This is a genomic window from Marinobacter sp. 1-3A (genome assembly GCF_016597775.1).
Classification (GTDB): Bacteria; Pseudomonadota; Gammaproteobacteria; order Pseudomonadales; family Oleiphilaceae; genus Marinobacter; species Marinobacter xiaoshiensis.
The window spans coordinates 143,557-164,931 of record NZ_VCGZ01000010.1; the positions used below are offsets into that span (position 1 = coordinate 143,557).

At 55.0% G+C, this 21,375-nt stretch carries 29 protein-coding genes, 2 tRNA genes and 1 riboswitch; of the genes, 24 read left to right on the forward strand and 7 right to left on the reverse strand.

Going from position 1 to position 21,375, the window contains the following annotated elements:
• Positions 1–5 precede the first annotated feature (5 nt).
• From FE848_RS15405 to FE848_RS15485, 17 genes are all read left to right on the forward strand, one after another.
• On the forward strand, positions 6–299 hold the full coding sequence (locus FE848_RS15405; protein WP_200204744.1) for a phage antirepressor KilAC domain-containing protein: 294 nt from the start codon (positions 6–8) through the stop codon (positions 297–299).
• A gap of 73 nt (positions 300–372) precedes the next feature.
• Positions 373–600 carry a hypothetical protein gene (locus FE848_RS15410; protein ID WP_200204745.1) on the forward strand — a complete coding sequence of 76 codons (228 nt, stop codon included), beginning with the start codon at positions 373–375 and terminating at the stop codon, positions 598–600.
• Positions 593–814, forward strand: coding sequence for a TraR/DksA C4-type zinc finger protein (locus FE848_RS15415; RefSeq protein WP_200204746.1), 222 nt, complete (start codon positions 593–595; stop codon positions 812–814). Before FE848_RS15410 ends, FE848_RS15415 begins: the two co-directional genes overlap by 8 nt.
• 10 nt (positions 815–824) lie before the next feature.
• Complete coding sequence (locus FE848_RS15420) at positions 825–1,199, forward strand: hypothetical protein (protein ID WP_200204747.1); 375 nt, start codon at positions 825–827, stop codon at positions 1,197–1,199.
• Positions 1,196–1,432 (forward strand): hypothetical protein, encoded by a 237-nt coding sequence (locus tag FE848_RS15425; RefSeq protein ID WP_200204748.1) that lies wholly within the window; start codon positions 1,196–1,198, stop codon positions 1,430–1,432. The genes FE848_RS15420 and FE848_RS15425 overlap by 4 nt, the downstream gene beginning before the upstream one ends.
• Positions 1,416–2,021, forward strand: a complete 606-nt coding sequence (locus FE848_RS15430; RefSeq protein WP_200204749.1) for a hypothetical protein — start codon at positions 1,416–1,418, stop codon at positions 2,019–2,021. The genes FE848_RS15425 and FE848_RS15430 overlap by 17 nt, the downstream gene beginning before the upstream one ends.
• The gene (locus FE848_RS15435; protein WP_200204750.1) at positions 2,018–2,248 is read left to right on the forward strand and encodes a hypothetical protein; all 231 of its coding nucleotides are present in this window, start codon (positions 2,018–2,020) and stop codon (positions 2,246–2,248) included. Before FE848_RS15430 ends, FE848_RS15435 begins: the two co-directional genes overlap by 4 nt.
• Positions 2,245–2,667, forward strand: a complete 423-nt coding sequence (locus FE848_RS15440) for a hypothetical protein (protein ID WP_200204751.1) — start codon at positions 2,245–2,247, stop codon at positions 2,665–2,667. The genes FE848_RS15435 and FE848_RS15440 overlap by 4 nt, the downstream gene beginning before the upstream one ends.
• On the forward strand, positions 2,660–3,157 hold the full coding sequence (locus FE848_RS15445; RefSeq protein ID WP_200204752.1) for a hypothetical protein: 498 nt from the start codon (positions 2,660–2,662) through the stop codon (positions 3,155–3,157). The genes FE848_RS15440 and FE848_RS15445 overlap by 8 nt, the downstream gene beginning before the upstream one ends.
• Positions 3,154–3,564: a hypothetical protein gene (locus FE848_RS15450; RefSeq protein ID WP_200204753.1), complete on the forward strand. Its 411-nt coding sequence runs from the start codon at positions 3,154–3,156 to the stop codon at positions 3,562–3,564. The genes FE848_RS15445 and FE848_RS15450 overlap by 4 nt, the downstream gene beginning before the upstream one ends.
• A complete protein-coding gene (locus FE848_RS15455) occupies positions 3,561–3,794 on the forward strand; it encodes a hypothetical protein (protein WP_200204754.1) in 234 nt (77 codons plus the stop codon). The genes FE848_RS15450 and FE848_RS15455 overlap by 4 nt, the downstream gene beginning before the upstream one ends.
• Positions 3,787–3,963 carry a hypothetical protein gene (locus FE848_RS15460; protein ID WP_200204755.1) on the forward strand — a complete coding sequence of 59 codons (177 nt, stop codon included), beginning with the start codon at positions 3,787–3,789 and terminating at the stop codon, positions 3,961–3,963. The genes FE848_RS15455 and FE848_RS15460 overlap by 8 nt, the downstream gene beginning before the upstream one ends.
• Complete coding sequence (locus FE848_RS15465) at positions 3,956–4,246, forward strand: hypothetical protein (RefSeq protein WP_200204756.1); 291 nt, start codon at positions 3,956–3,958, stop codon at positions 4,244–4,246. The genes FE848_RS15460 and FE848_RS15465 overlap by 8 nt, the downstream gene beginning before the upstream one ends.
• A complete protein-coding gene (locus FE848_RS15470) occupies positions 4,243–4,482 on the forward strand; it encodes a hypothetical protein (RefSeq protein ID WP_111496118.1) in 240 nt (79 codons plus the stop codon). The genes FE848_RS15465 and FE848_RS15470 overlap by 4 nt, the downstream gene beginning before the upstream one ends.
• 1 nt (position 4,483) lies before the next feature.
• Positions 4,484–5,737 carry a hypothetical protein gene (locus tag FE848_RS15475; protein WP_227715388.1) on the forward strand — a complete coding sequence of 418 codons (1,254 nt, stop codon included), beginning with the start codon at positions 4,484–4,486 and terminating at the stop codon, positions 5,735–5,737.
• Between the two features lie 248 nt (positions 5,738–5,985).
• Positions 5,986–6,225 (forward strand): hypothetical protein, encoded by a 240-nt coding sequence (locus FE848_RS15480; protein ID WP_200204757.1) that lies wholly within the window; start codon positions 5,986–5,988, stop codon positions 6,223–6,225.
• A 1-nt stretch (position 6,226) separates the two neighbouring features.
• Positions 6,227–6,826 carry an antA/AntB antirepressor family protein gene (locus tag FE848_RS15485; protein ID WP_200204758.1) on the forward strand — a complete coding sequence of 200 codons (600 nt, stop codon included), beginning with the start codon at positions 6,227–6,229 and terminating at the stop codon, positions 6,824–6,826.
• Between the two features lie 109 nt (positions 6,827–6,935).
• On the opposite strand, the gene FE848_RS15490 is transcribed toward FE848_RS15485, so the two are convergent.
• The 4 genes from FE848_RS15490 to FE848_RS15505 form a co-directional block, all read right to left on the reverse strand.
• A tRNA-Cys gene (locus tag FE848_RS15490) sits at positions 6,936–7,009 on the reverse strand.
• A gap of 63 nt (positions 7,010–7,072) precedes the next feature.
• Positions 7,073–7,148 (reverse strand) — tRNA-Gly (locus FE848_RS15495).
• Between the two features lie 112 nt (positions 7,149–7,260).
• The gene (locus FE848_RS15500; protein ID WP_200204759.1) at positions 7,261–9,909 is read right to left on the reverse strand and encodes an AAA family ATPase; all 2,649 of its coding nucleotides are present in this window, start codon (positions 9,907–9,909) and stop codon (positions 7,261–7,263) included.
• Positions 9,906–11,039: a metallophosphoesterase family protein gene (locus FE848_RS15505; RefSeq protein WP_200204760.1), complete on the reverse strand. Its 1,134-nt coding sequence runs from the start codon at positions 11,037–11,039 to the stop codon at positions 9,906–9,908. Before FE848_RS15505 ends, FE848_RS15500 begins: the two co-directional genes overlap by 4 nt.
• A gap of 52 nt (positions 11,040–11,091) precedes the next feature.
• A riboswitch (TPP riboswitch) is annotated at positions 11,092–11,189 on the forward strand.
• Positions 11,190–11,256: 67 nt separating this feature from the next.
• Between FE848_RS15505 and thiB the strand changes: the two genes are divergently transcribed.
• Genes thiB through FE848_RS15540 form a run of 7 tightly spaced genes read left to right on the forward strand, consistent with a single transcriptional unit; the run spans position 11,257 to position 18,224 of the window.
• Positions 11,257–12,261, forward strand: a complete 1,005-nt coding sequence (gene thiB / locus FE848_RS15510; protein ID WP_200204761.1) for a thiamine ABC transporter substrate binding subunit — start codon at positions 11,257–11,259, stop codon at positions 12,259–12,261.
• A 9-nt stretch (positions 12,262–12,270) separates the two neighbouring features.
• Positions 12,271–13,995 (forward strand): thiamine/thiamine pyrophosphate ABC transporter permease, encoded by a 1,725-nt coding sequence (gene thiP, locus FE848_RS15515; RefSeq protein ID WP_200204762.1) that lies wholly within the window; start codon positions 12,271–12,273, stop codon positions 13,993–13,995.
• Positions 13,988–14,602, forward strand: coding sequence for an ATP-binding cassette domain-containing protein (locus tag FE848_RS15520; protein WP_200204763.1), 615 nt, complete (start codon positions 13,988–13,990; stop codon positions 14,600–14,602). Before thiP ends, FE848_RS15520 begins: the two co-directional genes overlap by 8 nt.
• 41 nt (positions 14,603–14,643) lie before the next feature.
• Entirely contained in the window at positions 14,644–15,825 is a 1,182-nt protein-coding gene (locus FE848_RS15525; protein ID WP_413785016.1) for an MlaE family ABC transporter permease, read from the forward strand.
• 3 nt (positions 15,826–15,828) lie between these two features.
• Positions 15,829–16,656 (forward strand): ABC transporter ATP-binding protein, encoded by an 828-nt coding sequence (locus FE848_RS15530; RefSeq protein WP_200204764.1) that lies wholly within the window; start codon positions 15,829–15,831, stop codon positions 16,654–16,656.
• Positions 16,657–16,662: 6 nt separating this feature from the next.
• Positions 16,663–17,601, forward strand: coding sequence for an MlaD family protein (locus tag FE848_RS15535; RefSeq protein ID WP_200204765.1), 939 nt, complete (start codon positions 16,663–16,665; stop codon positions 17,599–17,601).
• A complete protein-coding gene (locus FE848_RS15540; protein WP_200204766.1) occupies positions 17,598–18,224 on the forward strand; it encodes an ABC-type transport auxiliary lipoprotein family protein in 627 nt (208 codons plus the stop codon). The genes FE848_RS15535 and FE848_RS15540 overlap by 4 nt, the downstream gene beginning before the upstream one ends.
• Here FE848_RS15540 and pgsA read toward each other — a convergent pair.
• Genes pgsA through uvrY form a run of 3 tightly spaced genes read right to left on the reverse strand, consistent with a single transcriptional unit; the run spans position 18,221 to position 21,285 of the window.
• Positions 18,221–18,772, reverse strand: a complete 552-nt coding sequence (gene pgsA / locus FE848_RS15545) for a CDP-diacylglycerol--glycerol-3-phosphate 3-phosphatidyltransferase (RefSeq protein ID WP_200204790.1) — start codon at positions 18,770–18,772, stop codon at positions 18,221–18,223. The two genes, FE848_RS15540 and pgsA, sit on opposite strands and share 4 nt — an antisense overlap.
• A 7-nt stretch (positions 18,773–18,779) precedes the next feature.
• The gene (gene uvrC, locus FE848_RS15550; RefSeq protein ID WP_200204767.1) at positions 18,780–20,642 is read right to left on the reverse strand and encodes an excinuclease ABC subunit UvrC; all 1,863 of its coding nucleotides are present in this window, start codon (positions 20,640–20,642) and stop codon (positions 18,780–18,782) included.
• Positions 20,626–21,285, reverse strand: coding sequence for a UvrY/SirA/GacA family response regulator transcription factor (uvrY, locus tag FE848_RS15555; protein ID WP_200204768.1), 660 nt, complete (start codon positions 21,283–21,285; stop codon positions 20,626–20,628). The genes uvrC and uvrY overlap by 17 nt, the downstream gene beginning before the upstream one ends.
• Positions 21,286–21,375: the final 90 nt, after the last annotated feature.

The window sequence follows — 21,375 nt, forward strand, 5'->3', positions numbered from 1 at the left end:
ACGCCGTGGAATACACGTTCGACCAAGCCGCCGCACTTCTGAATATGGGCCGTAACAGCCTGATTCGCCGCCTGCGCGAGGAAGGAATGCTGGGCCAGGACAACCTGCCCACGGGTCGTTGGCGTGGCCGCGGCGTGTTCAGAGTCATCACCCGCATGTACCGACACCCTGTAACGGGCTACTGCCACTACGGGCGCACGGTGATCACTGCCAATGGGCTGAATGCCGTAAGCCGAAAGCTGGGCTTATCCCGGTACCGGCCAGAAGTGGGCCGGCCCGCAACTGGCTGGGTTAACTAGGCCCCCAGGGGTTGCACTTTGAAATCACGTGATAGGACTGGGGTAACCCATTCTTAAAAATCAGGAGAGCAGTATGCAACAAGCAATCAACACACCCGACGCCCCGCAAGCCCGCTTGCACGATGTTGGCGAGCTGACCGTGATCAACGAAGACCACGGCCGCTGCCACCACCGCGTGGCCATGGTTCTGATTTTCGACTCAATCGAAGAAGCGGCCGCCTGCATGGAAGCCGGACTGGTGCGCTTGGTGCCAGCCAACGATCTGAAAGCTGACGTTGTGGAGCACTTGAACCATGGCTGACAAAGCAGACGTTGCCGGTGAGTACATAGAAAGAGAGCTGGAAATGGCCCTGGCAAAACACCAAAACCAGCCCGCGCGAGTGGGCACCGACCCGGACTGCGAAGAGTGCGGCGAAGAAATCCCCGCCAAACGGCGGGAAGCCCTGCCCGGCTGCGCCACCTGTGTGGACTGCCAGCAGGCACTGGAACACCACAACAAATCCTTCGGAAAGTAAGGAAATAACGATGACAAAGCTGACGCTATCAAAAACAGAAATGATTGATGACCTGTACCTGGCTGCGGAGGAAGTAACGCTTCAATGCATGATTCTGAATCGCCGTAAGCTTGTGCAGGCTTTCATTTACATGCATCCACATGTTGAAAATATGAATGTGAAGATAATGCCCGCAAACACGGTTCACCGGGAGGGTGTTGAGCGCCCGGAACCGCTTGGAGTTTTGGATATCAAGCTGAAGTTCTGGGACAACGATGATTTGGACGAATGCAAAGATTTCTACAGTGAACAGATGGAGAAAATCGAGCTGTTTATTCGTTATCTGGACCACCTCATCACAGCCGGGAAGCGGATCGAAGCAGAGATCAAAAAGGAGGCCGCATGAGCATCGAGCGGCCATCTGAATTCAGCCAGTCCGTAGCCGAAGCGGATATCAACCTCGCTAACAGCGCAGAGCGCCGCCCGGTTGATTGCCTGGAGCGTGTGGCCGCGATCTTCAATTGGTGGTGCATCTCCGGCTGCAACCAGGAAGAACACAAAACCCTACGTAAGCTGGCAGCCAAACACGCCCGCAAAGCACTAAAGAACCTGGAGGCCCGAGATGGCGCAAAAGCGTAATCATCGAAAGCCCCACAGCGCGCTGGCCAGAGACCAGCGCCTGTTCGCTAACTCCCGCGTGTGGACTTGGGAAGGTTTGGCCAGCCCCGATAACGGCCAGGCATACACCACCGCCGAAAACCGAACCCCGTTCGGCTGGACAGTGCTGCCACACGACCTTGCACAGCAGCTGGTGAAGCGGCCACGGAACTGGTTCATAGGAGTGCGCGCCTTGTGCCGCGCTCCCGATGGTGCCGAATGGATGGAAAGCCGTCTGATCGACCTGCCCAGCCGCAACATTCAGCAGGTGTCCAACGCATACCACGAGCTCCGGGCAGACACCCTGGCCGCCCAACGCACCAGCCAGGTGTACGACATGGGCTGGATCTGCCAGACCTGGTCCGGCAAAAGGCCCGAAGACCCGATGGAGCTTTGGCACTACCACTACGCGCCGGAGGGGATCATTCGCCAGGCAACCAACGATGAAAAACTGATACGCCGAATGGCCGGCCCGGGCTTCAGCCAGGAGCGATACGACCGGTGGCAGCAGGTTAACCGGGAGTATCTGGAAGACAGGAAGCGAGTTTTGGAACAGGAGAACGCAGCGTGAAGTACATCCATGTGGCCGCAAGCCCACTAACCGGAACAATCTATGCCGGCGCCGTGCTGAAAAATGGCCGTACCTGGGCTGCCAATAAAAGAGACGTGACGGTGGAAGCATTGGTTGCAGTTGCTGAGCATGCCTTGAAGTTCGGCCATCCAGTTGAAATCAGCAGAGCGGATGGAACACCGGAATATCGAATCACTGTTGAACGCATTGGGGAGGATAAGGTTTGAAAGAATCAATGATCGACATGATGTTTGAGAACAACCTCCGTGCTGAGGCCATCATCCACATCCCTACCATGCTCGCTCAGGACGCATGGCCGGACATTGCCCGGGAAGCGTTCATGAAGGACGAGCCAGACCGGATCTGGGAGGAGATCGGAATCGAGCCGCCATACGACCTCGATGACGAAGGGCTGATCTTCGAGCACCTTACTGATCACCGGAAATTCGGTTACCTGGTCAAGTTCGCCACTCCGGTACCTCAGGACATCAAAGCTGATTCACACCGCCTGTCCTGGGGCTACTACAGCATGAAGTGGATCTATGCCGAGACCTACGAACAAGCCTGCGAGAAAGCGCTGGACTGGCGCCAGGAGTTCATCGATCAGAAGCGGAAGAAGGCGCTCGAGGAGAAGTCCAATGGATAATCAAAAGATTGTAGAGTCCCTGATCAACGGCTTAGAAAACCTCAGACGGAACGCCACCGATGAGTATGACCGCGGGTATATCAAGGCAATGCTCGGTGACGCGAATCGACTTCTAACTGCCAGCATTAAGGACGATATACCGAAAACTCGCCTTAAATGCGCCGGCATGATCGATCTCTATGACGAAGATGAGCCCGGGAACAAAGAGACCGTTCAATACGGGCTTGTCCTGGAGTTCCCAACCCGCGAGGCAATGGCGGAAGCATTCGAGAAAGGAATCTGCCGGTACTCATTCGGTTTCGAGGTTCCAAAACCAACCACTCCAAAAGAACAGACTGAGCAGGAGTTCGGCGAGCCGACAGTATTGCCAGCATGCCCTGAATGTGGATCCGTGATGAACGAAGCAAAGCCAGAGGATCCACTCTGTGAAATCTTTTGGTGCGGTGAATGCGGCTTCAACGAACCTTCGGAACAGGAGGAAAAGGCGTGAGTTACGAAAGCTGGAGAGCGACTTTTCAGAGCAGTGAGCAGGCTGCCAGAGCTGCGTACCAGGAACTGCAAGCCGCTCTCGCTCAGAGTGGTCAGGGTTCTGATCACATCGAAATCGCAGATGATACGCCGGAATGGATTAAAAAATATCTTCGGGAAACAGAGTTTAAGTCTGTTCTTGAGTTGCAAGGGGCATATCAAGCTTTGATGGCGTCCGGCACAAGGGGCACCCAGCAAGGTGTGCCGGAGGATGATGCATGGATGCCAACGCTGGAATGGGCGGTGAAGCGGTGCCAGGCGCTTCAGGATCAAGGCTTTGATCGCGTACGGCTGGACGTTCTCAAGAAGACATTCAGCAATGCCATCGAGGCCCACCGCCAATACCCCACGGCTCAGGAGGAATCATGAAAGTCAAATACAAGGGCCATGAAATCGATGTGAGCCGGGAAAAATGCATGGGTGGTTGGTCGACGCTCTATTACAGCGTGTTCAACGATGAAGGCAGGGAGTGTCTGACCGGTTTTGAAGATAGCGCAGAATCAGTCAGGGACAAGATCGCGCAGCTCAAAGAGCGCATTGATAACGAGCTTTCCAGTGATGACCCTTGGGGCTTCGAGGAGGGCTCCGGCGATGACTGAGTTTAAGAAACTGATCAACGCCGCAGCCATGGCTTTTGGCATCGGCTTCTGGTTCGCCGCCGGCGCCACACTTGGAGTGGCCACTGTTTCCGGATTCGCGGGCTATGGTGTCGATTACATCATGGTCGTAGACCAGCCGGAAGAATGCGAGGGAGGCCCGTGTGGATAACGTCAAAGGCGGCCACCTGGCCCGATCGGCAGCCATGCTCTGTCAGGACCCAGCGTTCCGGCTCTATCTCGACCGAGCCCAGAGCGTGAAGGGCAACGTCGAGATTCCGGACGGAACCCACACCGAAGAGGATGCCCGGGACCTGATCACCACCGCCTGCCAGATCAGCAGCCGTGCGGAGCTGGATCATAACGTCCGGGCCGCCACCAAGTTCCGGCAGATAAAGTCACACTTCCAGCGGTGGAAAAGCCGGCAGGATCGGCGGGAGGTAGCGAACCAGTGAGACCGGTCTCCATTCAGACCTTCATCGAGGTGGTCTATTGCGACGACAATGAGCCGCCTTCGCTGGCCACCATTCGCAGGCGCTGCCCGGAAATCCCGGGCGCGTTCCGCGATGGCAGGCGCTGGCGAATCGATCTTGATACTTACTTCGAGACCATGGAGCGGCGAATCAGGGGTATGCCGGAGAGCCCTCAGGAGCTAGGATTAATTCAGGATTTGGCAGAACAGTTGCAATAACATGGCCCCACCACGCAGAAAACCCGGCCAGGAGTGGCTTTCCCGCTACCCTGGCCTTTACATCAATTCTCGGGATGGCGTGTTTCATGTGCGCCATCCTGTTACCCGCAAGCAAGGCAGCCTCCAAACCAGAGACAGGCAAATAGCCATTCGCCGTTGGGCCATGCTCCAGCAAATGTGGGAGCAATCATCAACAGACTTCGACACGCAGCTGATGGCTGGCAATATGGCCGCTGCCCGACCCCACCAGTCGGCAAACCGCACAACCATGCGGCAATACTTGAAGCGCTGGCGCACTGAAGTTCTGGGTCATCGCGTGGTAAATGGCCGGGTGGAGTGGGCTGATTGCCACGTTCTCAGTGAGCGCGGCCGCAACCGTGGCCGACCAATCGCCATACCAACTCGCCGGGATTACGCGAACGACGCGCAGCAGCTGGAAGCCAGCGAACATTCCCATTTTACCTTGGCTGACCCAGCTATCCTGAGAAAGGTTCGACGCTTACTGTCCCCCTGGAACACCAAGCCTGTTCACTATAACGGACTCCGAAATACTCTTTCTCGTGTTTTCAGCAATGCCGTCGAGGCCGGACTGATCGACAGAAACCCCATGCCGGACGTAAAAAAAGCGACAGAGCCCAAGCGGGAAGTGCTCATTCCAGACGATGCCTATGCCGAGATATCAGCCCACCTGCTCAAGCACAAACTGCAGCGCCAAACCCACGATGGTACCTGGCGCGCCAAGATCTGCGACATGATCTATATGATGAGCCAGCAGCCGATTGATGTTTTCGGGCTACGAGAAGACCAGATCCACGATGACCAAGGCCCAATGGGCGAGATCCACTTTGCCAGGCACAAAACGGGCGTAGCCATCATCCTCGAAATGAACGAAGACTTACGCCACCTGGTGGACTGGTTCAGGACCTTTAAGCGACAGCAGGGCATCATCTCCCCTTACCTGATGGTGTACCCATCCTATTTCGACATGCGCAGCCGGCACCAACCGGTGAAACATCGCTTCATGCAGGGTTCCTGGGCACAGGCCTGCAAGGATGCCGGCTACAGCGGCCAATACCAGCTCCGGGACCTCAGAAAGAAGGGATTAACAGACGAGTTCGTTTCCCAGGGCGAAAACAACAAGGGTGGCCACCAGACCGAGGCAATGCGCCGGCACTACCGCCTGATTACGCCGCCGGAGCGGAGCAGGTCTACGCTGAAATCTATTAAGAAGGAAGCCGGAATCGTTGACAGTTAACCGGGCTGCGGCTAGTGTTCGCTTCAAGAGGCGTAGCAACCTCGTTCGAAGCGGTAAGCCGCACCCGACAGTTTCGCGGTTTTTTTGTGCCTGAAATAAGGCGCACCCCTGCCAGTTTATGGCCGGGAGTCTTGCCGAATAAAATACCCGAAAGGGGAATAGGCAAGGCGGTCTCTTCGAGCCGTTGCTACCCTCCCGGCCGCCCTATTTGGGCACATTTCTGTAGCAAGAAATCGAAGGAGTCCACCATGGACCAGAACATCACTATCCCTGCCAGCACTTTCCTTTCCCTGTGCAACAAGATTGAAGACCTGGAACGCCGAATCGGTGCCCTCCACGGCTTCGCCGCTGGGCTTCACTTCGTGGTCGACAACGACCAGGTGGACGGCGAACACCTGGAAAACCTGATTGATATCGTCGCGGATCGACTCACCAGCGATATCGGGGCGATCAGTGAGCAGCTTATATCCGTAAAGAGGAGCTTCTAAGATGACTATGCCTACCAAATACCACAACAACCCGTTTAATAATGCAGTGGAAATCATCCACGAAAATCGAAATGGGCAGGCGCGAGAATTCTGTGATGCCAGGGAGCTTCACTCAGCGCTCAAAGTTGAAACCCGCTTTGCCACATGGTTCGAGCGTCGAGTTTCTGAGTATCAATTCGTTGAAGGTCAGGACTATTTCCCATTTTTGGGAAATAGGAACGATTCTCGAAAGGGTAAAGCGCGGGCTGAATATCAAATCTCGCTCAACATGGCTAAGGAGCTGGCCATGGTGGAAAGGACTGAGGTTGGTCGACAGGTAAGACAATACTTCATCCAAGTCGAAGAGTATGCACGAAGAATGCTTGAAGAGCAGGCCAACCAGGTGCAGCCGATCGAGCAGGTTAAAGACCGTATTAAAGACAACGGCAAGTTTAAGTTCCTGATTATATTGCAGGAGCAGAGCCGAGCCACAGCAAAGAAGCTGTCTCAGGAGACCGACCCTGTCGAACGATACAACCTACACTGCCAGCTCAGACAGATAAACGGAGCCCTGGGAATACCCACGTTGCCGCTGGATGCCATTGCCCTTCCAGAGAAATAAAACAGCGTTTTTGAGCAAAAGGATGTCGACATGATGTCGACATGATGTCGACATCCGAAAATCCGCAAACGATCAACGCTGCAAAGTACTGGATTTAAAAGGGAAATAATGGAGGCGCGGGTCGGAATCGAACCGGCGTACGCGGAGTTGCAGTCCGCTGCATGACCACTCTGCCACCGCGCCTAAAAAGATCGAAGGAATCGAGTCTTTGTGCTCTCAGGTTGGCATTGAGAGACTTGAAGAAATTGGAGCGGGAAACGAGATTCGAACTCGCGACCCCAACCTTGGCAAGGTTGTGCTCTACCAACTGAGCTATTCCCGCTCTTAGCTACTGAAGCAATGCCTCAACAACGGATGCGTATTCTACGGATTACGGCGGTTTCGTCAATACCTTTTTTTAAGTTTTTGTTTTAGTGGAGGTTTGCGAGCATTTTTTAACCAGATTCTCCTTGGGTTTTTAGTGCCTCAAGGTCTCTCGGCTCTACGCCCAGGTCCCGCCATTTTTCCGGGTGGCAGGTAAATAGCAGTATTTGATGGCGGGTAGCTGCGTCAAACAGGATACGCTTCATGCCGTCCAGGCGCCCAGCGTCGCTGTGTACCAGGGTGTCATCCAGAATGATCAGCGTGGGTCGCCCTGCTTCCTGCAATAGGTCTGCGTAGGCCAGGCGGCTGATGAGGCCCATTTGCTCCCTGGCGCCAAAGCTCAGCTCGGCCATTTGCCCTAGTTCGCTGCCCCGGCTGAATTTGCCGGGCATCAGGTTTTCGTCAACTTCCAGGCTGGCTTCGGGAAACAGCACGGTCAGGTAATGATCGAGATGTTTCTGCAAAGGGGCCTGCAACCGCTGTGTGAGCGCCTGGCGCTTTTCAGTTAACAGATTCAGTAGCAGATCCAGAGCCTTTGCTCGCCGATCAAGCTCCACATACCGGCGGTTGACGTGCTCCAACTCAGCAAGCAGCTCGTTATATTTCTCCTCTAATCCCTCGGCACCCCAGGCTTCCAGTCTTGCACGGATTTCACTCAGTTCCAGGGCCCGCTTCTGTTGGGCAGCTTCCTGGTGCTCAGCAGTAGCGCGGTAGCGCACTATGTCTTGCTTCAAAAGCTCTGGGCGAGCTTCTCGAATAAGGGTTTCACGGTCTTTCAAGGAGGCTTCGAGTTCTGCGTTCTGCTTTTCGGCAGTAGCAATATCGCGAGCTATGCCTTCTATCTGTGATTGGCGCTCTGGGCTGTTCAGCTCATCCTGCATGCGTTGCCATTCCCGCATTGCCGTTTCGCTAACGTAGCGGGCTTTATGCAGCAGGCCTTCCTGATTCCTCTGCCCGGTCTCCGCTTCCGTCAATCGTACTTCCGCTTGTTTTAGCTCCGCCTCTGCTTGGCTGAGCGGCTTGGCGACACCAGCGGACGCTGCAGCTTCTGGCAAGGCTTCAAGCTCAGTGGTTCGGGCGAGCAATTCGGACTCAATCTCAGATCGCTCAGAGCCAAGCTGGTCGACGCCTTTGGGCGCCAAGGATCTCAGAAGGGCATCAAAGCGCTGTATCTGTGCTTCAGCATCTTGAAGTCGCGTCAGCTTCAATTCCGCCGCCTCAACAGACTCAACTGCCAGCTCTGTGAGCTGCTGCGTCACAGATTGCGCCAACCGCTCGAGCTGTCGTCGGAGGCTGGCAAGATCGGCGCCACCGGGCTGAATGCCAAGGTCACCGATACCTGGGATCGCCAGCACGCCTTGCTCCAGCAGAAGCTTCTCACCCTGCCCCTCAACGCTCTGCCCATCCAGATCCAGTGATGTGCCTGGCTTCAGGTTCCAGGTAACACGGGTGGCTACGGTCTGGATTCGAATATTCGCATCGTCAAGTTCACGTTGATTCTTCTTTAGTTCTCGTAATGCGCCGATATCTATTAGGTTTATCTTTCTGGTATTTCGTGCTGAGTCCAGCGAAACCTGAATGCCTTTGGCCTCTTCCTGGCGTTGTTTCAGTTGCGCCAGATCCGCTTTCAGTCTGGCGCAGTCATTCTCCAGGCGCTCCCGTTTATCTCTAAGATGGGCCTGCTGCACGGTTTGATTGGCAAGCTGGTACTGGCTGCGTGCAGCCTCAACCTGCTTAACCAACTCAGGGCTGGCGAGCTCTTCCTTTTCCAGTTGTTGCTTGGCCTTCAGGTAGTTCTGATGGCGTAACTCAAGTTGTTCATTTTGGTTACGCCAGTGAATCTGGCTTTGCTGAAGCAGGGAGAGGTTTTGTTGAATCTGCTTTTGCGACTCGATTCCCCGAGCTTGTTGCTCCTGCAGCGCCTCAACTTCACGGTATTTTGTTTCTGCGAGCTGCATCTCGCGCCGAGCCTCTTCCCAAGGCCGTTCGCGACTGGCTTGTTCATGTTCAGCGGCCAGAGTTCCCAATCTATCCACTTGAGCCTGGTATTGCTCAACCCGTGATTTCAGGTCCGATACCTGCTGCTGCAGTGTCTCCCGAGTATTCGCGAGCTCCAGATAGTCGCCTCTTGGCCTCCCGGTTGATGTCAGCAGTTCTTTGCGCTGCTGTTCCACGGCCTGAATAATCTCGTCACCACCGGTGGTGGCGACTTCACCTACCAGTCTATTCAATGCGGATTTCAGGTGTCCACCGGCGTGCAGTACGGCGTTCTCAATGTTTTGCCCGGTTCCCTGTTCAACCCAAAGCAAACCGGGGATTCCCCAGTGCTCCTCTTTACTGGCGCCTTTTTTGGGGAACTGATAGCCCAGTAACTCGGCAAGCTTTTCTTCGGCTTCTTCACCGCTGAACACTGCATCATCAACCTTCAAGTCACAGCGATGGCGTTTGAGGAAACGCTTGTCCAACTGCCAGCGCTGGCCTTTGTGCTCGAATACCAGCTCAACGGTCGGGGCAGCGGATGAATCTCCCCAAGGGGCAAGATCTTCAGCGGATTTGGATCTGTAACGCTCGAAGAAAGCGGCACGGATGGCGCGAACCAGGGTACTCTTACCGGATTCATTAGGGCCGTGAATCAGGTTAATGCCGGGCTGCAGGCTTTCCAGCTCCAGGCCTTGCCTGAATTGGCGAAACTGCTCAACACGTAAACGCTGGAGTTTCATTGGGCCACCTCCGCGTCTTTTGGTTTGAGCAGGCCGGCAAGAATGCCGAGCGCGTCCCGTACTACGGCAGCCTCCTCACCCTTTTCAGTCGCCTGCTGGTTCTCCCTTAACTCTTGAACCACTTCTCCGAGATACCCATCTGCGTGCAGATCGGCAATATCTTCTTCTGTGGGCTCCAACTGCAAGCCGCTTCGATCACAGGTAACACTGCGGTAGCGGGCTTCTGCGACAGACAGTGCTTCGGTCAGCTTTTGGTCACCGGCCAGCGTGAGTGTGCCGCTAAGCTTCAAGTCCAGAACCGAAGCCTCGGGCAATTGGCCTATGCGAATCAGCAGTTCGTCCAGATCGGATGGCACAGATAGAGTCTCCCGCCACTGGTGCCATTGATAGCGGGCGGTTTCATGGCGGGTCACTTGAGGTGTCGCCCCCGGACTTTCAATATCAACAATCAGCACATACCCGGCATCGTTATTGCGAAAACGCTCAGGTTCAGGCGTGCCGCTGTACCAGGTTCGCTCGTTTATTTGCTTAACGCCGTGCCAGTCGCCCAAGGCCAGGTAATCCAAATTAGCTGTGGTGGTTCTGTCGGGGGCGATGGGGTTGGTTGAATCAATTTCGTCCGGCAGCAAGCCTTGAACGCTGCCGTGGGCCAAACCTATGCGGAGCAAATCAGGTGCGGTTTCCATTTCGGCAAAAGGCTGGGTCAGGTCGCCATAGGTGTGTCGCTGGGTAAGAGGCGCCGACAGCACAGCGATACCCTGGTCCAGCAAAGATGTAACTCCGGATTCAAGCGCAAGGTAAACGTTCTGTGGAACGGCTCCCAACCGCTTTGCCCGAGACCATACACTCTCTGCAAGTGCCGCATCGTGGTTGCCTGGCAGCATTACCCAAGGGCCCGTAAAACCACTGGTGGCATTAAAAACGCGCCTGATGGTTCGATCAGATACCGTTTGGGCATCGAACACATCGCCCGCCACCAACACCACATCGCACTGATGTTCAGTGGCCAGCGCCGCCAGCCGCTCGATGGCTTCATATCGTGCCTCAACCAATGCAGCGCCATCTTCGGCGTCAAACCGGCTGTAGGTTCGGCCCATTTGCCAATCTGCTGTATGTAAAAACTTTGGCACCTGCGTTCTCCTTGCCTCTTACCATTGCCAACCGCCAGCATGGTACACTTTATTCAACTCAACGGGGTGCCGGGCAAATGCCGGGCTGAGACCATACCCGCGGAACCTGATCCGGATTATGCCGGCGAAGGGATTGAGCACTCACCACCCTCGGTGGGACCCGCGACATGGCTGCCAATTATCGCCACCCTTAACTTGTTGCGGAGGTTATACCACCATGCTCATCCGAGCGTTTGCACTGTTTCTGCTTGCTTTGGCGTTTGCGCCTGCACACGCCCAAAAGGCAGCCATCCTTACTGTGTATACCCACCCCTCTTTCGCCGCAGAATGGGGCCCGGGGCCAGCCGTTAAAGAAGCCTTTGAGCAAACCTGCAACTGCCAGATCAACTATGTGGTGCTGGACAGCGGTGGTGACATTCTCCAACGCCTGCGCCTTGAGGGCAAAAGCACTCAGGCCGATGTGGTGCTGGGCCTGGACACCGCCACCATGGAAACAACCCGGCAAACCGGCTTGCTGGCAAACCACGAAACCGATCTTTCAGCCCTGAACCTGCCTATCAACTGGGAGGATCCGGTGTTTGTACCTTACGACTGGGGCTACTTTGCGTTCGTTTACGATACCGAACAGCTGCCTAACCCACCAAAAAGTCTGGAAGCACTGATCGCTGCCCCTGACGACCTGAAGATCATCATCCAGGACCCAAGAACCAGCACCCCCGGCCTTGGATTGCTGCTCTGGATGCGCCATGTATACGGCGACCAGGCGGCTGAAAAATGGGCACAACTCAACGGCAAGATTCTCACCACAACCAAAAGCTGGAGCGACGGCTATTTTTCGCTGTTCATGAATGGCGAAGCGCCGATGATCCTTTCCTACAGCACCTCCCCGGCTTACCACATGGCCGTAGATAAAACAGATCGATACCAGGCCGCTCAGTTCGAAGAGGGTCACTATCTGCAAGTTGAAGTGGCTGCCTTGGTTGATTCATCCGATCAGAAAAAACTCGGGCGTGAATTTCTCGACTTTATGCTGAGCGCGGGTTTTCAAAGGCACATTCCCCTTAAAAACGTGATGTACCCGGCTACCGATTTGGGCGATGAATTGCCATCCGTTTTCGACAAGCTGATTCAGCCAGAAGAAGCACTGTATTTTGACCCCAAAACCGTAACCGATAACCGCCGCCAATGGATGAACGAGTGGCTGGATGCCATGACACGGTAATCAAGGCCCATGAGCAGCCTCGCTAAGCGCCAGCAACACGCGTTACCTTCGCACTCGACACCCGGGCGGCCTGCACCTTTCAGCCGCCCCGGGTGGCAGCTCTGGCCCGGGCTTACGATCGCCAGTGCGCTGGTGCTGCTTTCGGTGGCGGGGCTGGCAGCCCTTATCTGGGAGGCTTCACTACCGGATATCAGCCAACTCTGGCAAAGCCGCTATTTGCGCACCGTGGTTACCTTTACGATTTGGCAGGCGTTTCTTTCGGTTTTACTCAGCCTGCTTGTGGCTATTCCGATTGCCAGAATCCTCGCAAGACAAACGGCTTTTCCCGGGCGCGCCGTGCTTCTTCGCCTCATGGAGCTTAGTTTGGTGCTCCCTTCAATTGTTGCGGTATCTGGATTGGTTGGTGTGTACGGGCGCCAAGGTTGGTTCACCGGCTTTGCCCATGACTGGCTTGGCGCATCATGGAACCTCTACGGCATCAACGGCATTGTGTTGGCCCATGTGTTTTTCAACGCGCCGCTGGCCGCACGGATTCTGTTGCAGGCAATTGAAGGTGCACCCCCATCGCAACTCAGGGTTGCCGCCCAGCTCGGGCTTGGGCGCTGGTGGTATTGGCGAGCGGTGGAGTGGCCTGCCATCAAGCCTGTCTTGTCTGGCGTTGCGGCACTGGTATTCACACTGTGCTTTACCAGCTTTGCCATAGTGATGACCTTGGGCGGCGGGCCAGCGGCAACCACCATTGAAGTTGCGATCTACCAGTCTTTGCGATTCGAATTCGATTCCGGCCAAGCTGCTCTTCTTGCCATGGTTCAGCTTATTATTTGCGGGTTCCTTTGGTGGCTGGCAGCCCGCCGCGGGCTTACGGCTTCTCTACTGCCGGACAGGCGCGTTGCGTCGCACCGAACCAAAGCAGGCAGTTCCCTCCATGCGCGCTTGGCAGATGGCACCGTCCTCGGATTGTTTGTGCTCTTTCTGGTAATGCCGCTGTTGGCCATTTTAATTAGAGGCCTTCCCGGTATGGGCAGCGCTTTCTTTCCGCAAGGCAGCTTCTCGGTCAATCCAGCTTTACTTGACGCCACAGTGAGAAGCCTGGCAATCGCCCTGCCCGCCGGGTTGATGTCTGTATGCGCTGCTCTACTAATGCTGGCTTCGGGATCGGTATCGAAGAGACCTGCAATCACTCAGCTAACCGATGTGGCAGCGTATTTGCCTTTGATGATTCCACCGCTGGTTCTCGGCACAGGCCTGTTTCTGCTGTTCCGACCCAGCCTTGGCAGTTCAAGTGAAGGGTTGGTGCTGGTTACGCTAATCAACGCGATGATGGCTCTGCCCTTTGTATTGCAGATGCTCAAAGGCCCACTGGGGAGCCTCGACTCCGCCAGCCGCCAGCAAGCAGATCAGCTTGGCGTGCTGGGCTGGTATCGCTGGCGATGGCTGCACTGGCCAAGAATGCGCAAGCCATTGGCTTTAGCCATGGCCTACGGCACAGGCTTATCGCTGGGTGATTTCGGGGTTATTGCGCTGTTCGGCACACCGGGCCATCCTACCCTGCCAGTGCTGCTGTATCAGCAGCTTGGCAGTTACCGAATGGATGCCGCGGCCGCCACCGGGCTCTGGCTTGTGCTACTTTTGCTCGTGCTGTTTAGCGTTTTTAACAGGCTGGGATCGCCGTTACACCAAACCGGTTTGGTAACCAAATCACCCAGAAGTGTTCCGGAGCCTGAACATGCTTGAAGTAAGGAATCTGGTATTTTCATACCCGGACCAGGAATCTCCCTGGAATTTTCATTTCACCGTGGAGCCAGGGCAATGCATTGCGATTCACGGCGCCAGCGGATCGGGCAAATCCACACTGATGAACCTGCTGGCAGGTTTTCTTGAGCCACAATCGGGCGACATCCTTTGGCAGGATGAAAGCCTGCGCCAACAGGCACCCTGGCAACGACCATTCACCAGCGTGTTCCAGGAGCACAACCTGTTTGAACACCTCAATGTTGAGACGAATATCGGCCTTGGCATCCACCCCGGGCTAAAACTCACACCTGAGAACCAGCAGGCTATCGAGCAGGGACTGGACAGCGTTGGTCTTGAAGGCTTTGGCAAGCGTTTACCCGGAGACCTTTCTGGCGGCCAGCGACAGCGTGTTGCCTTATTACGGGCGCTGCTGCGCAAAAAGCCAATACTGCTTCTTGATGAGCCACTTACGGGCCTGGACAGCGAAGCACGGGATCTTCTTCGACAATTGCTGCTAGATGAGAAAGCTCGGGGTACACTCATTGTGCTCGCCAGCCATGATAAGGAAGACCGCCAGTTACTGGCAGATAGCGTTCACAGACTCTAAGCTAGTAAGCTAATAAACCAACCTTTGGAATTCTGACACCCGTGCCCATCAGTGCCAGCTCCCCGGAACACGAAAAACTCTCATTGAATCACCGTCAGCCAGGATCTCTGACGAGTGAACATGGCAACTTGGTTATTCAGGGCGACTGGACTCTGGCCAACTATAAAGCACTCAAAAAGCGTGTTGAGGCGAATTCCGACCAACAGTGGGCCGCTGAGCGCATAGACCTGAAAGGTCTGGGGAAAGTTGATACGGCCGGCGCATCGCTTCTGACCACCCTGCTTGGGCCGGACACCCTCATTTCGCTGACTGAACAGGATGGTAACACCCCGACAACCCTGCCTCAGGAACAAAGCGCACTGCTGCAAGCAGTGGCAGATGCAATGCGAGAAGAGCCATCCCCTGAGCCTGAGGGTCTTACGCCAGTTGCTGAGTTTCTGACCGAAACCGGCAAGAGAGTTGCTGCCGTTTGGCATCTTGCCTACTTGTTGTCCGGGTTTGTCGGCCAGATTATCGCAATGCTGGTGTATATCCTGCCACGACCCAAACGCTGGCGTATCACGCCGTTTGTCGCAGCAATTCAGGCTACCGGCCTCAACGCGCTACCTATCGTTGCCCTGCTCACCTTTCTGGTTGGCGCCGTGGTTGCCTTTTTAGGTGCCACGGTTTTGAAGGACTTTGGCGCGACAATCTATACGGTCAATTTGGTGGCCTTCTCATTTTTTCGGGAGTTTGGTGTGTTGCTTGCGGCCATTTTGCTTGCAGGCCGAACGGCCAGCGCCTTCACTGCACAAATCGGTGCCATGAAAGTAAACGAGGAGCTGGATGCCATCCGCACTCTGGGGCTGGACCCGGTTGAATTGCTCGTCATTCCGCGAGTTCTGGCGATGATGGTCAGCCTGCCGATTCTGACCTTCGTGGGCATTATCTCCGGTCTTGTTGGCGGTGGCATGGTCTGCGCTCTTGCTCTGGACATTACTCCAACTCAATTCATGGCGATTGTAGAGCGGGACATTGCGCTAAAGCACTTTCTTGTAGGTATGTCGAAAGCGCCCATTTTTGCCTTTTTGATCGCGGCCATCGGCTGCCTTGAAGGATTCAAAGTGGGCGGCAGCGCTCAGTCCGTTGGCGTGCACACCACGTCTGCTGTAGTGCAGTCGATTTTTATGGTTATTCTTCTTGATGCGGTGGCTGCACTTTTCTTCATGGAAATGGGCTGGTAAACCATGGCAGAGCAGACCATTCACGCAGCCAACACTCGCCCAGCGTCCGTTATTGAAGTGCGCGGGCTTGATAACCGCTTTGGTAGTCATGTAGTCCACAAAAACCTGGATCTGGATCTCGTCAAAGGTGAAATCCTGGGTGTTGTAGGCGGTTCAGGAACGGGCAAGTCGGTGCTCCTGAGAAGCATAGTGGGCCTCCTCAAACCTTCAGCCGGCCGTATAAGGGTTTTCGGGAAAGATCTCGATGAACTGAGCGCTGCAGAACGCTCGCAAACCGAGCAGCGCTTTGGCGTTCTGTTTCAAAGAGGCGCGCTGTTCACCTCATTGAATCTGCTTCAGAATATTTCACTGCCATTAATTGAGCACTGCGACTTGTCCCGCCCGGATGCGGAAGAGCTTGCCCACATGAAACTTGCTCTTACGGGCTTGCCAGCAGACTCCGCCCTAAAATACCCGTCAGAACTCTCGGGCGGCATGGTCAAACGCGCTGCCTTGGCGCGGGCGCTGGCAATGGACCCGGAAGTTCTGTTTCTGGATGAACCAACCGCCGGGCTCGACCCTATTGGCGCTGCAGCATTTGACAAGCTGATCGTTACCCTTCGGGATGCTCTGGGGCTGACTGTGTTTTTGGTCACCCACGATCTGGATACTTTGTATACAACCTGCGATCGGGTGGCAGTGCTGTCACAAAAGAAGGTTCTGGTTGCAGACTCCATCGAAAACGTCGCTGCAACAGACGATGCATGGATTCAGGATTATTTTCAGGGCCCCCGCGGGCGGGCCGCCAGTTACGCATTCCGCGCTCAAGATACGAGACGGTTACCGGAGTAAGAGGCTATGGAACCAAAAGCACACCATCTTATTATTGGGCTTTTTACGCTCACTGCGGTGCTGGCGGCCTTATTGTTCGCATTGTGGCTGGTCAAGTCCTCTGCAGACCGCGAATGGTCCTATTACGAAATCGTGTTTGACCAGGCCGTGGGCGGTCTCGCCAAAGGCAACCCGGTTCTTTACAGTGGCGTTGCTGTGGGCGATGTACTGGAACTGAAACTCGACCCGGACAACCCCGGCCACGTGCGAGTTCTGGTGCGGGTTGAACAGACTGTTCCCGTACGGAAAAACACCCGTGCGGGCTTGGTGCTGGCTAATATTGCAGGCAGCATGAGCGTTCAGTTCAGCGGTGGCACCAAGGATAGCCCAGTGTTGACGGGCACCCGAACTGATCCGGCGCAGATTACTGCCGAACCTTCAGCGTTTAAAAGCCTACTGACCAATGGCGAGGTCCTTTTGACAAAGGCAGAGCAACTGCTGACCAGCGCGAACACCTTGCTCTCAAAGGAAAACACCGAGAACCTGACAGCGATTTTCCGCAACACCCGCGAAGCGAGTGAATCCTTACTGGACAGCCGTGAACAGTTGACGGCCCTTCTCGAACGTATGGATGATGCCAGTCAACGTGCCGCTGAAGCTGCATCAAAAGTATCCAAGGTTTCGGATAACGCCAACGCCCTGCTGCAAAACGAGACAAAATCGGTATTAAGCAGCATGGGTTCAGCCATGACCCGTGTTCAGGAAGCGGTTGTTCGTATCGACGACCTAACCCGGAAAAACGAAGGTGCTCTGGATTCAGGGCTCCAGGGAATGGGCGAATTAGCACCGGCACTGAGAGAACTTCGTGGCACCCTTAGAAACCTGAACCAATTTACCCGTCGTTTGGAAGAAGACCCCAGAGGCACTCTCTTGGGCGCCCCAACGATCAAGGAGGTATCACAGTGAGCCGTTTAGCGATCAAGGGTTTAAAGGCTGCGGGTGTCGCGTTTGTAATTTCTGGCTCAATGGCCGCTTGCACGGTATTCCCGGTACCTGAAGCGCCCAGAGTGATGGATTTCCCAACCCCTCTTAAACCCGACAGCAACGCCATCAGCAGATCCAAAAGCCTGAGGATTGATATGCCGGTAGCATCTGACCCGTACAACAGCTCACGGATTCTGGCAAAACCTCAGCCGTGGGAGTTCAGAGTGTATGGCGGAGTGCGGTGGCGAGATACGGTACCGGTTCTGGTAAGGGACATGTTGGCAGGCGCTTTCAGAGCCAGCGCAAGCTTTCAGCATGTGGTCATGGATCCTGCCCCAGGCAGTGCTGACTTGAGCCTTTCTACAGAAATTAACGCCTTTCATGCGATCAATCAGGGAGACAGTACTCGGGTAACCGTATCGGTTTACGGGCAGCTGGTTAATAACCGTTCACAGGGGATTCTGTGCTCAAGGAGCTTCACCGTGTCTACACCCGCGGAGGACACGAGCATTGATGCGGTAGTACTGGCCTTTGGCAACGCAGGAGAACAACTTGCAGATGAGCTTATTGCCTGGGCAACAAGCTGTGAAGCGACTCCGAGCTAACCCTTCTCGGGGAACAGGTCTGGCCAGGCCGCTTTGATATACAACCCCATAGACCAGAGCGTTAAAATGGCGGCAATATACAATAACCCCACGGCAATTTCGGATAGAAGTTGGCCGGGGGGAAACGCCAGCAAGCCCACAATCGACGCCATCTGCGCGGTGGTTTTAATCTTACCGATGTAAGACACGGCAACACTTGCCCGGCTGCCGATTTCAGCCATCCATTCCCGCAATGCGGAAATCACGATTTCACGGCAGATAATTACAGTGGCTGGAATGGTCAGTAGAATTGCCGAGTATTCCTGAATCAACATCGCCAGAGCCACAGCCACCATCAATTTATCAGCAACCGGGTCGAGAAAAGCCCCGAACGGTGTGCTCTGGTCAAGCTTGCGAGCCAGATAGCCATCCAGCCAGTCCGTTGCCGCCGCCAGCCCAAAAATCGCCGCACTTGCCATATAACTCCAGTGCATGGGGAGATAGAACACCGCCACAAAGACCGGAATCATAATGATGCGGGAGAGTGTGAGCAGGTTTGGTAAGTTCATACGGTTGTTACTCGTCATGCAATGCTGCGTATATGTTTTCAGCCAGTGATTTACTGATGCCCTGAACCTTGGTCATCTCGTCTACACTGGCTTTGCGAAGTTCCTGTATTCCACCAAAATAACGAATCAGCTCCCGGCGCCTTTTGGGACCAATCCCTTCAATACCTTCAAGTGTAGACTGGCGGCGCTTTTTATCGCGTCCTGCCCTGTGTCCGCTGATGGCGAAGCGGTGAGATTCATCCCGGATGTGCTGAATCAAATGCAAAGCCGGTGAATCAGCAGGCACACGAAACACGTCACCGGTCATCGCATCGATCAACTGCTCCATACCTGCGCGCCGGGTAACACCCTTGGCCACGCCAATAAGGGGAATATCAGAAACCCCAAGTTCATCAAATACTTCCCGGGCAATATTCAATTGCCCCTTACCGCCATCAATAAACACAAGGTCCGGGCGCTTGCCCTCACCTGCAACCATTCGGCGGTACCGTCGAGTCAGAACCTGGCGCATGGCATCGTAATCGTCTCCTGCCTTCACGCCCTCGATATTATACAGTCGGTAATCACTTTTAAGGGGACCATTCTCATCGAAAACAACACAGGATGCGACGGTGTTTTCGCCGTGGCTGTGGCTAATATCAAAACACTCCATCCGCGAAGGCGTTTCCGCCAGCTCCAGCATGTCTCGCAGGGCCAGCAAACGACGATAAACGGTTTCCTTGCTGGCGATATGGGTAAGCAGTGTTTGCCGGGCATTGGTCATCGCCAACTCCAGCCAGCGCCGCCGCTCCCCGCGAACATTACCACGAATGCGGGTTTCCCGATTGGCTGCATCAGAAAGCGCCTGAGCGAGCAACTCCTGGCCGTCAACATCAACCGGAACCAGCACATCTTTTGGAATCTCGCGGCGCGTGTTGCCACCGAAGTAGTACTGGCCCAGAAACGCACTTAACAACTCGCCTTCTGATTGCTCAAGAGAATAGCGGGGAAAGTAATCCTTGGTTCCCAAAACCCTGCCACCACGCACAATAATGACCACGATACACACAACACCGGCATCCTGCGCAATGGCAACCACATCCGCATCCCCGCCTTCGCCATCCACCGACTGCTGTTCCTGTACATGACGCAGATGATTGATCTGGTCACGGTAGGCAGCGGCCTTTTCAAACTCGAGGTTTTTGGCAGCCTTTTCCATGGCATCCATCAGGTCACGAATAATGGCGGGGTTCTTGCCTTCGAGAAACATGGTGGCGTGGCGGATATCCTGGAGGTAGTCCTCTGGCGAAATATATCCAACGCACGGCGCCGTACATCGATTGATCTGATACTGCAGACAGGGGCGCGATCTGTTCTGAAAATAGCTTTCACTACAGGATCTTATCCGGAAGACCTTCTGCAATACATTAAGACTTTCCTTGACGGCACCCGAGCTCGGAAACGGCCCATACCAGGTGCCTCCACCCTTTTTGGTGCGCCCACGCCGAAAGGTCAGCGAGGGATAATCACTGTGGGCAGACACGTAAATGTAGGGGTAGGATTTATCATCCCGAAGCAGGATGTTGTATGGCGGGCGCAGAGACTTGATCAGGTTCTGCTCTAACAGTAGAGCTTCTGTCTCACTTCCGGTAATAGTGACTTCAATGGAGGCAATCTTTGCGACCAGGGCTTCCGTTTTGGGCGCCAGGCCAGTCTTCCGAAAATAGCTGCTGACCCGCTTCTTCAGATTTCCGGCCTTACCCACATACAGCACCGAGCCACCGTCGTCGTACATTCGGTAGACGCCAGGTCGCTCGGTTAGCTGTTTCAGGAAGTGCTTGCTGTCAAACCCCTCGCTGCTTTCACCGGTGGAATCAGACCTTGTGGGCATCGAGCAACCCGAGCCGTACTGCCATCAGGGCCAACTCAACGTCGCTGGAGATCTCCAGCTTTTCGAAAATCCGGTAACGATAGCTGTTAACAGTTTTCGGGCTAAGGCAGAGTTTGTCTGAAATGTCCTGCACTTTCTGGCAGTCCACTACCATCATGGCTATCTGCATCTCGCGCTCAGACAGGCGATCAAACATGGATAGCTCGCCTTCCTCTTCCTTGTCGCCACCCAGCTGTTTGAGGGCCATTTTCTGAGCTATTTCGGGGCTGATATAGCGCTGGCCCGAGTGGGCCATACGAATGGCACGAACCATTTCCCGGATATCCGCACCTTTGGTGATGTAAGCGGAGGCTCCGCTTTGCATTACGCGAGCTGGATAAGGGTCGTCGGCACAGGCGGTTACCACGATCACACGAATAGAGTCATCGATTCGCAGGATGCGCCTGGTAGCTTCCAGGCCGCCAATGCCAGGCATCCGGATGTCCATCAATACGATATCCGGGCGTTCTTTACGCACGAATTCTATGGCGTCTTCTCCGGATGGAGATTGACCAATAACATCAATATCGGGATTGTCCGCGAGCATCCGGGTTATCCCGGAACGAACCAGCTCATGGTCATCTACAACCAATACCCTGATCAAATTTCACCTCGCAAACCGCTTCAAAGAACTGCGCGATTGTACCGGTTACGGTCGCCCCCGGGTAGGTGCAAACCGAAATACTCTTCGAGG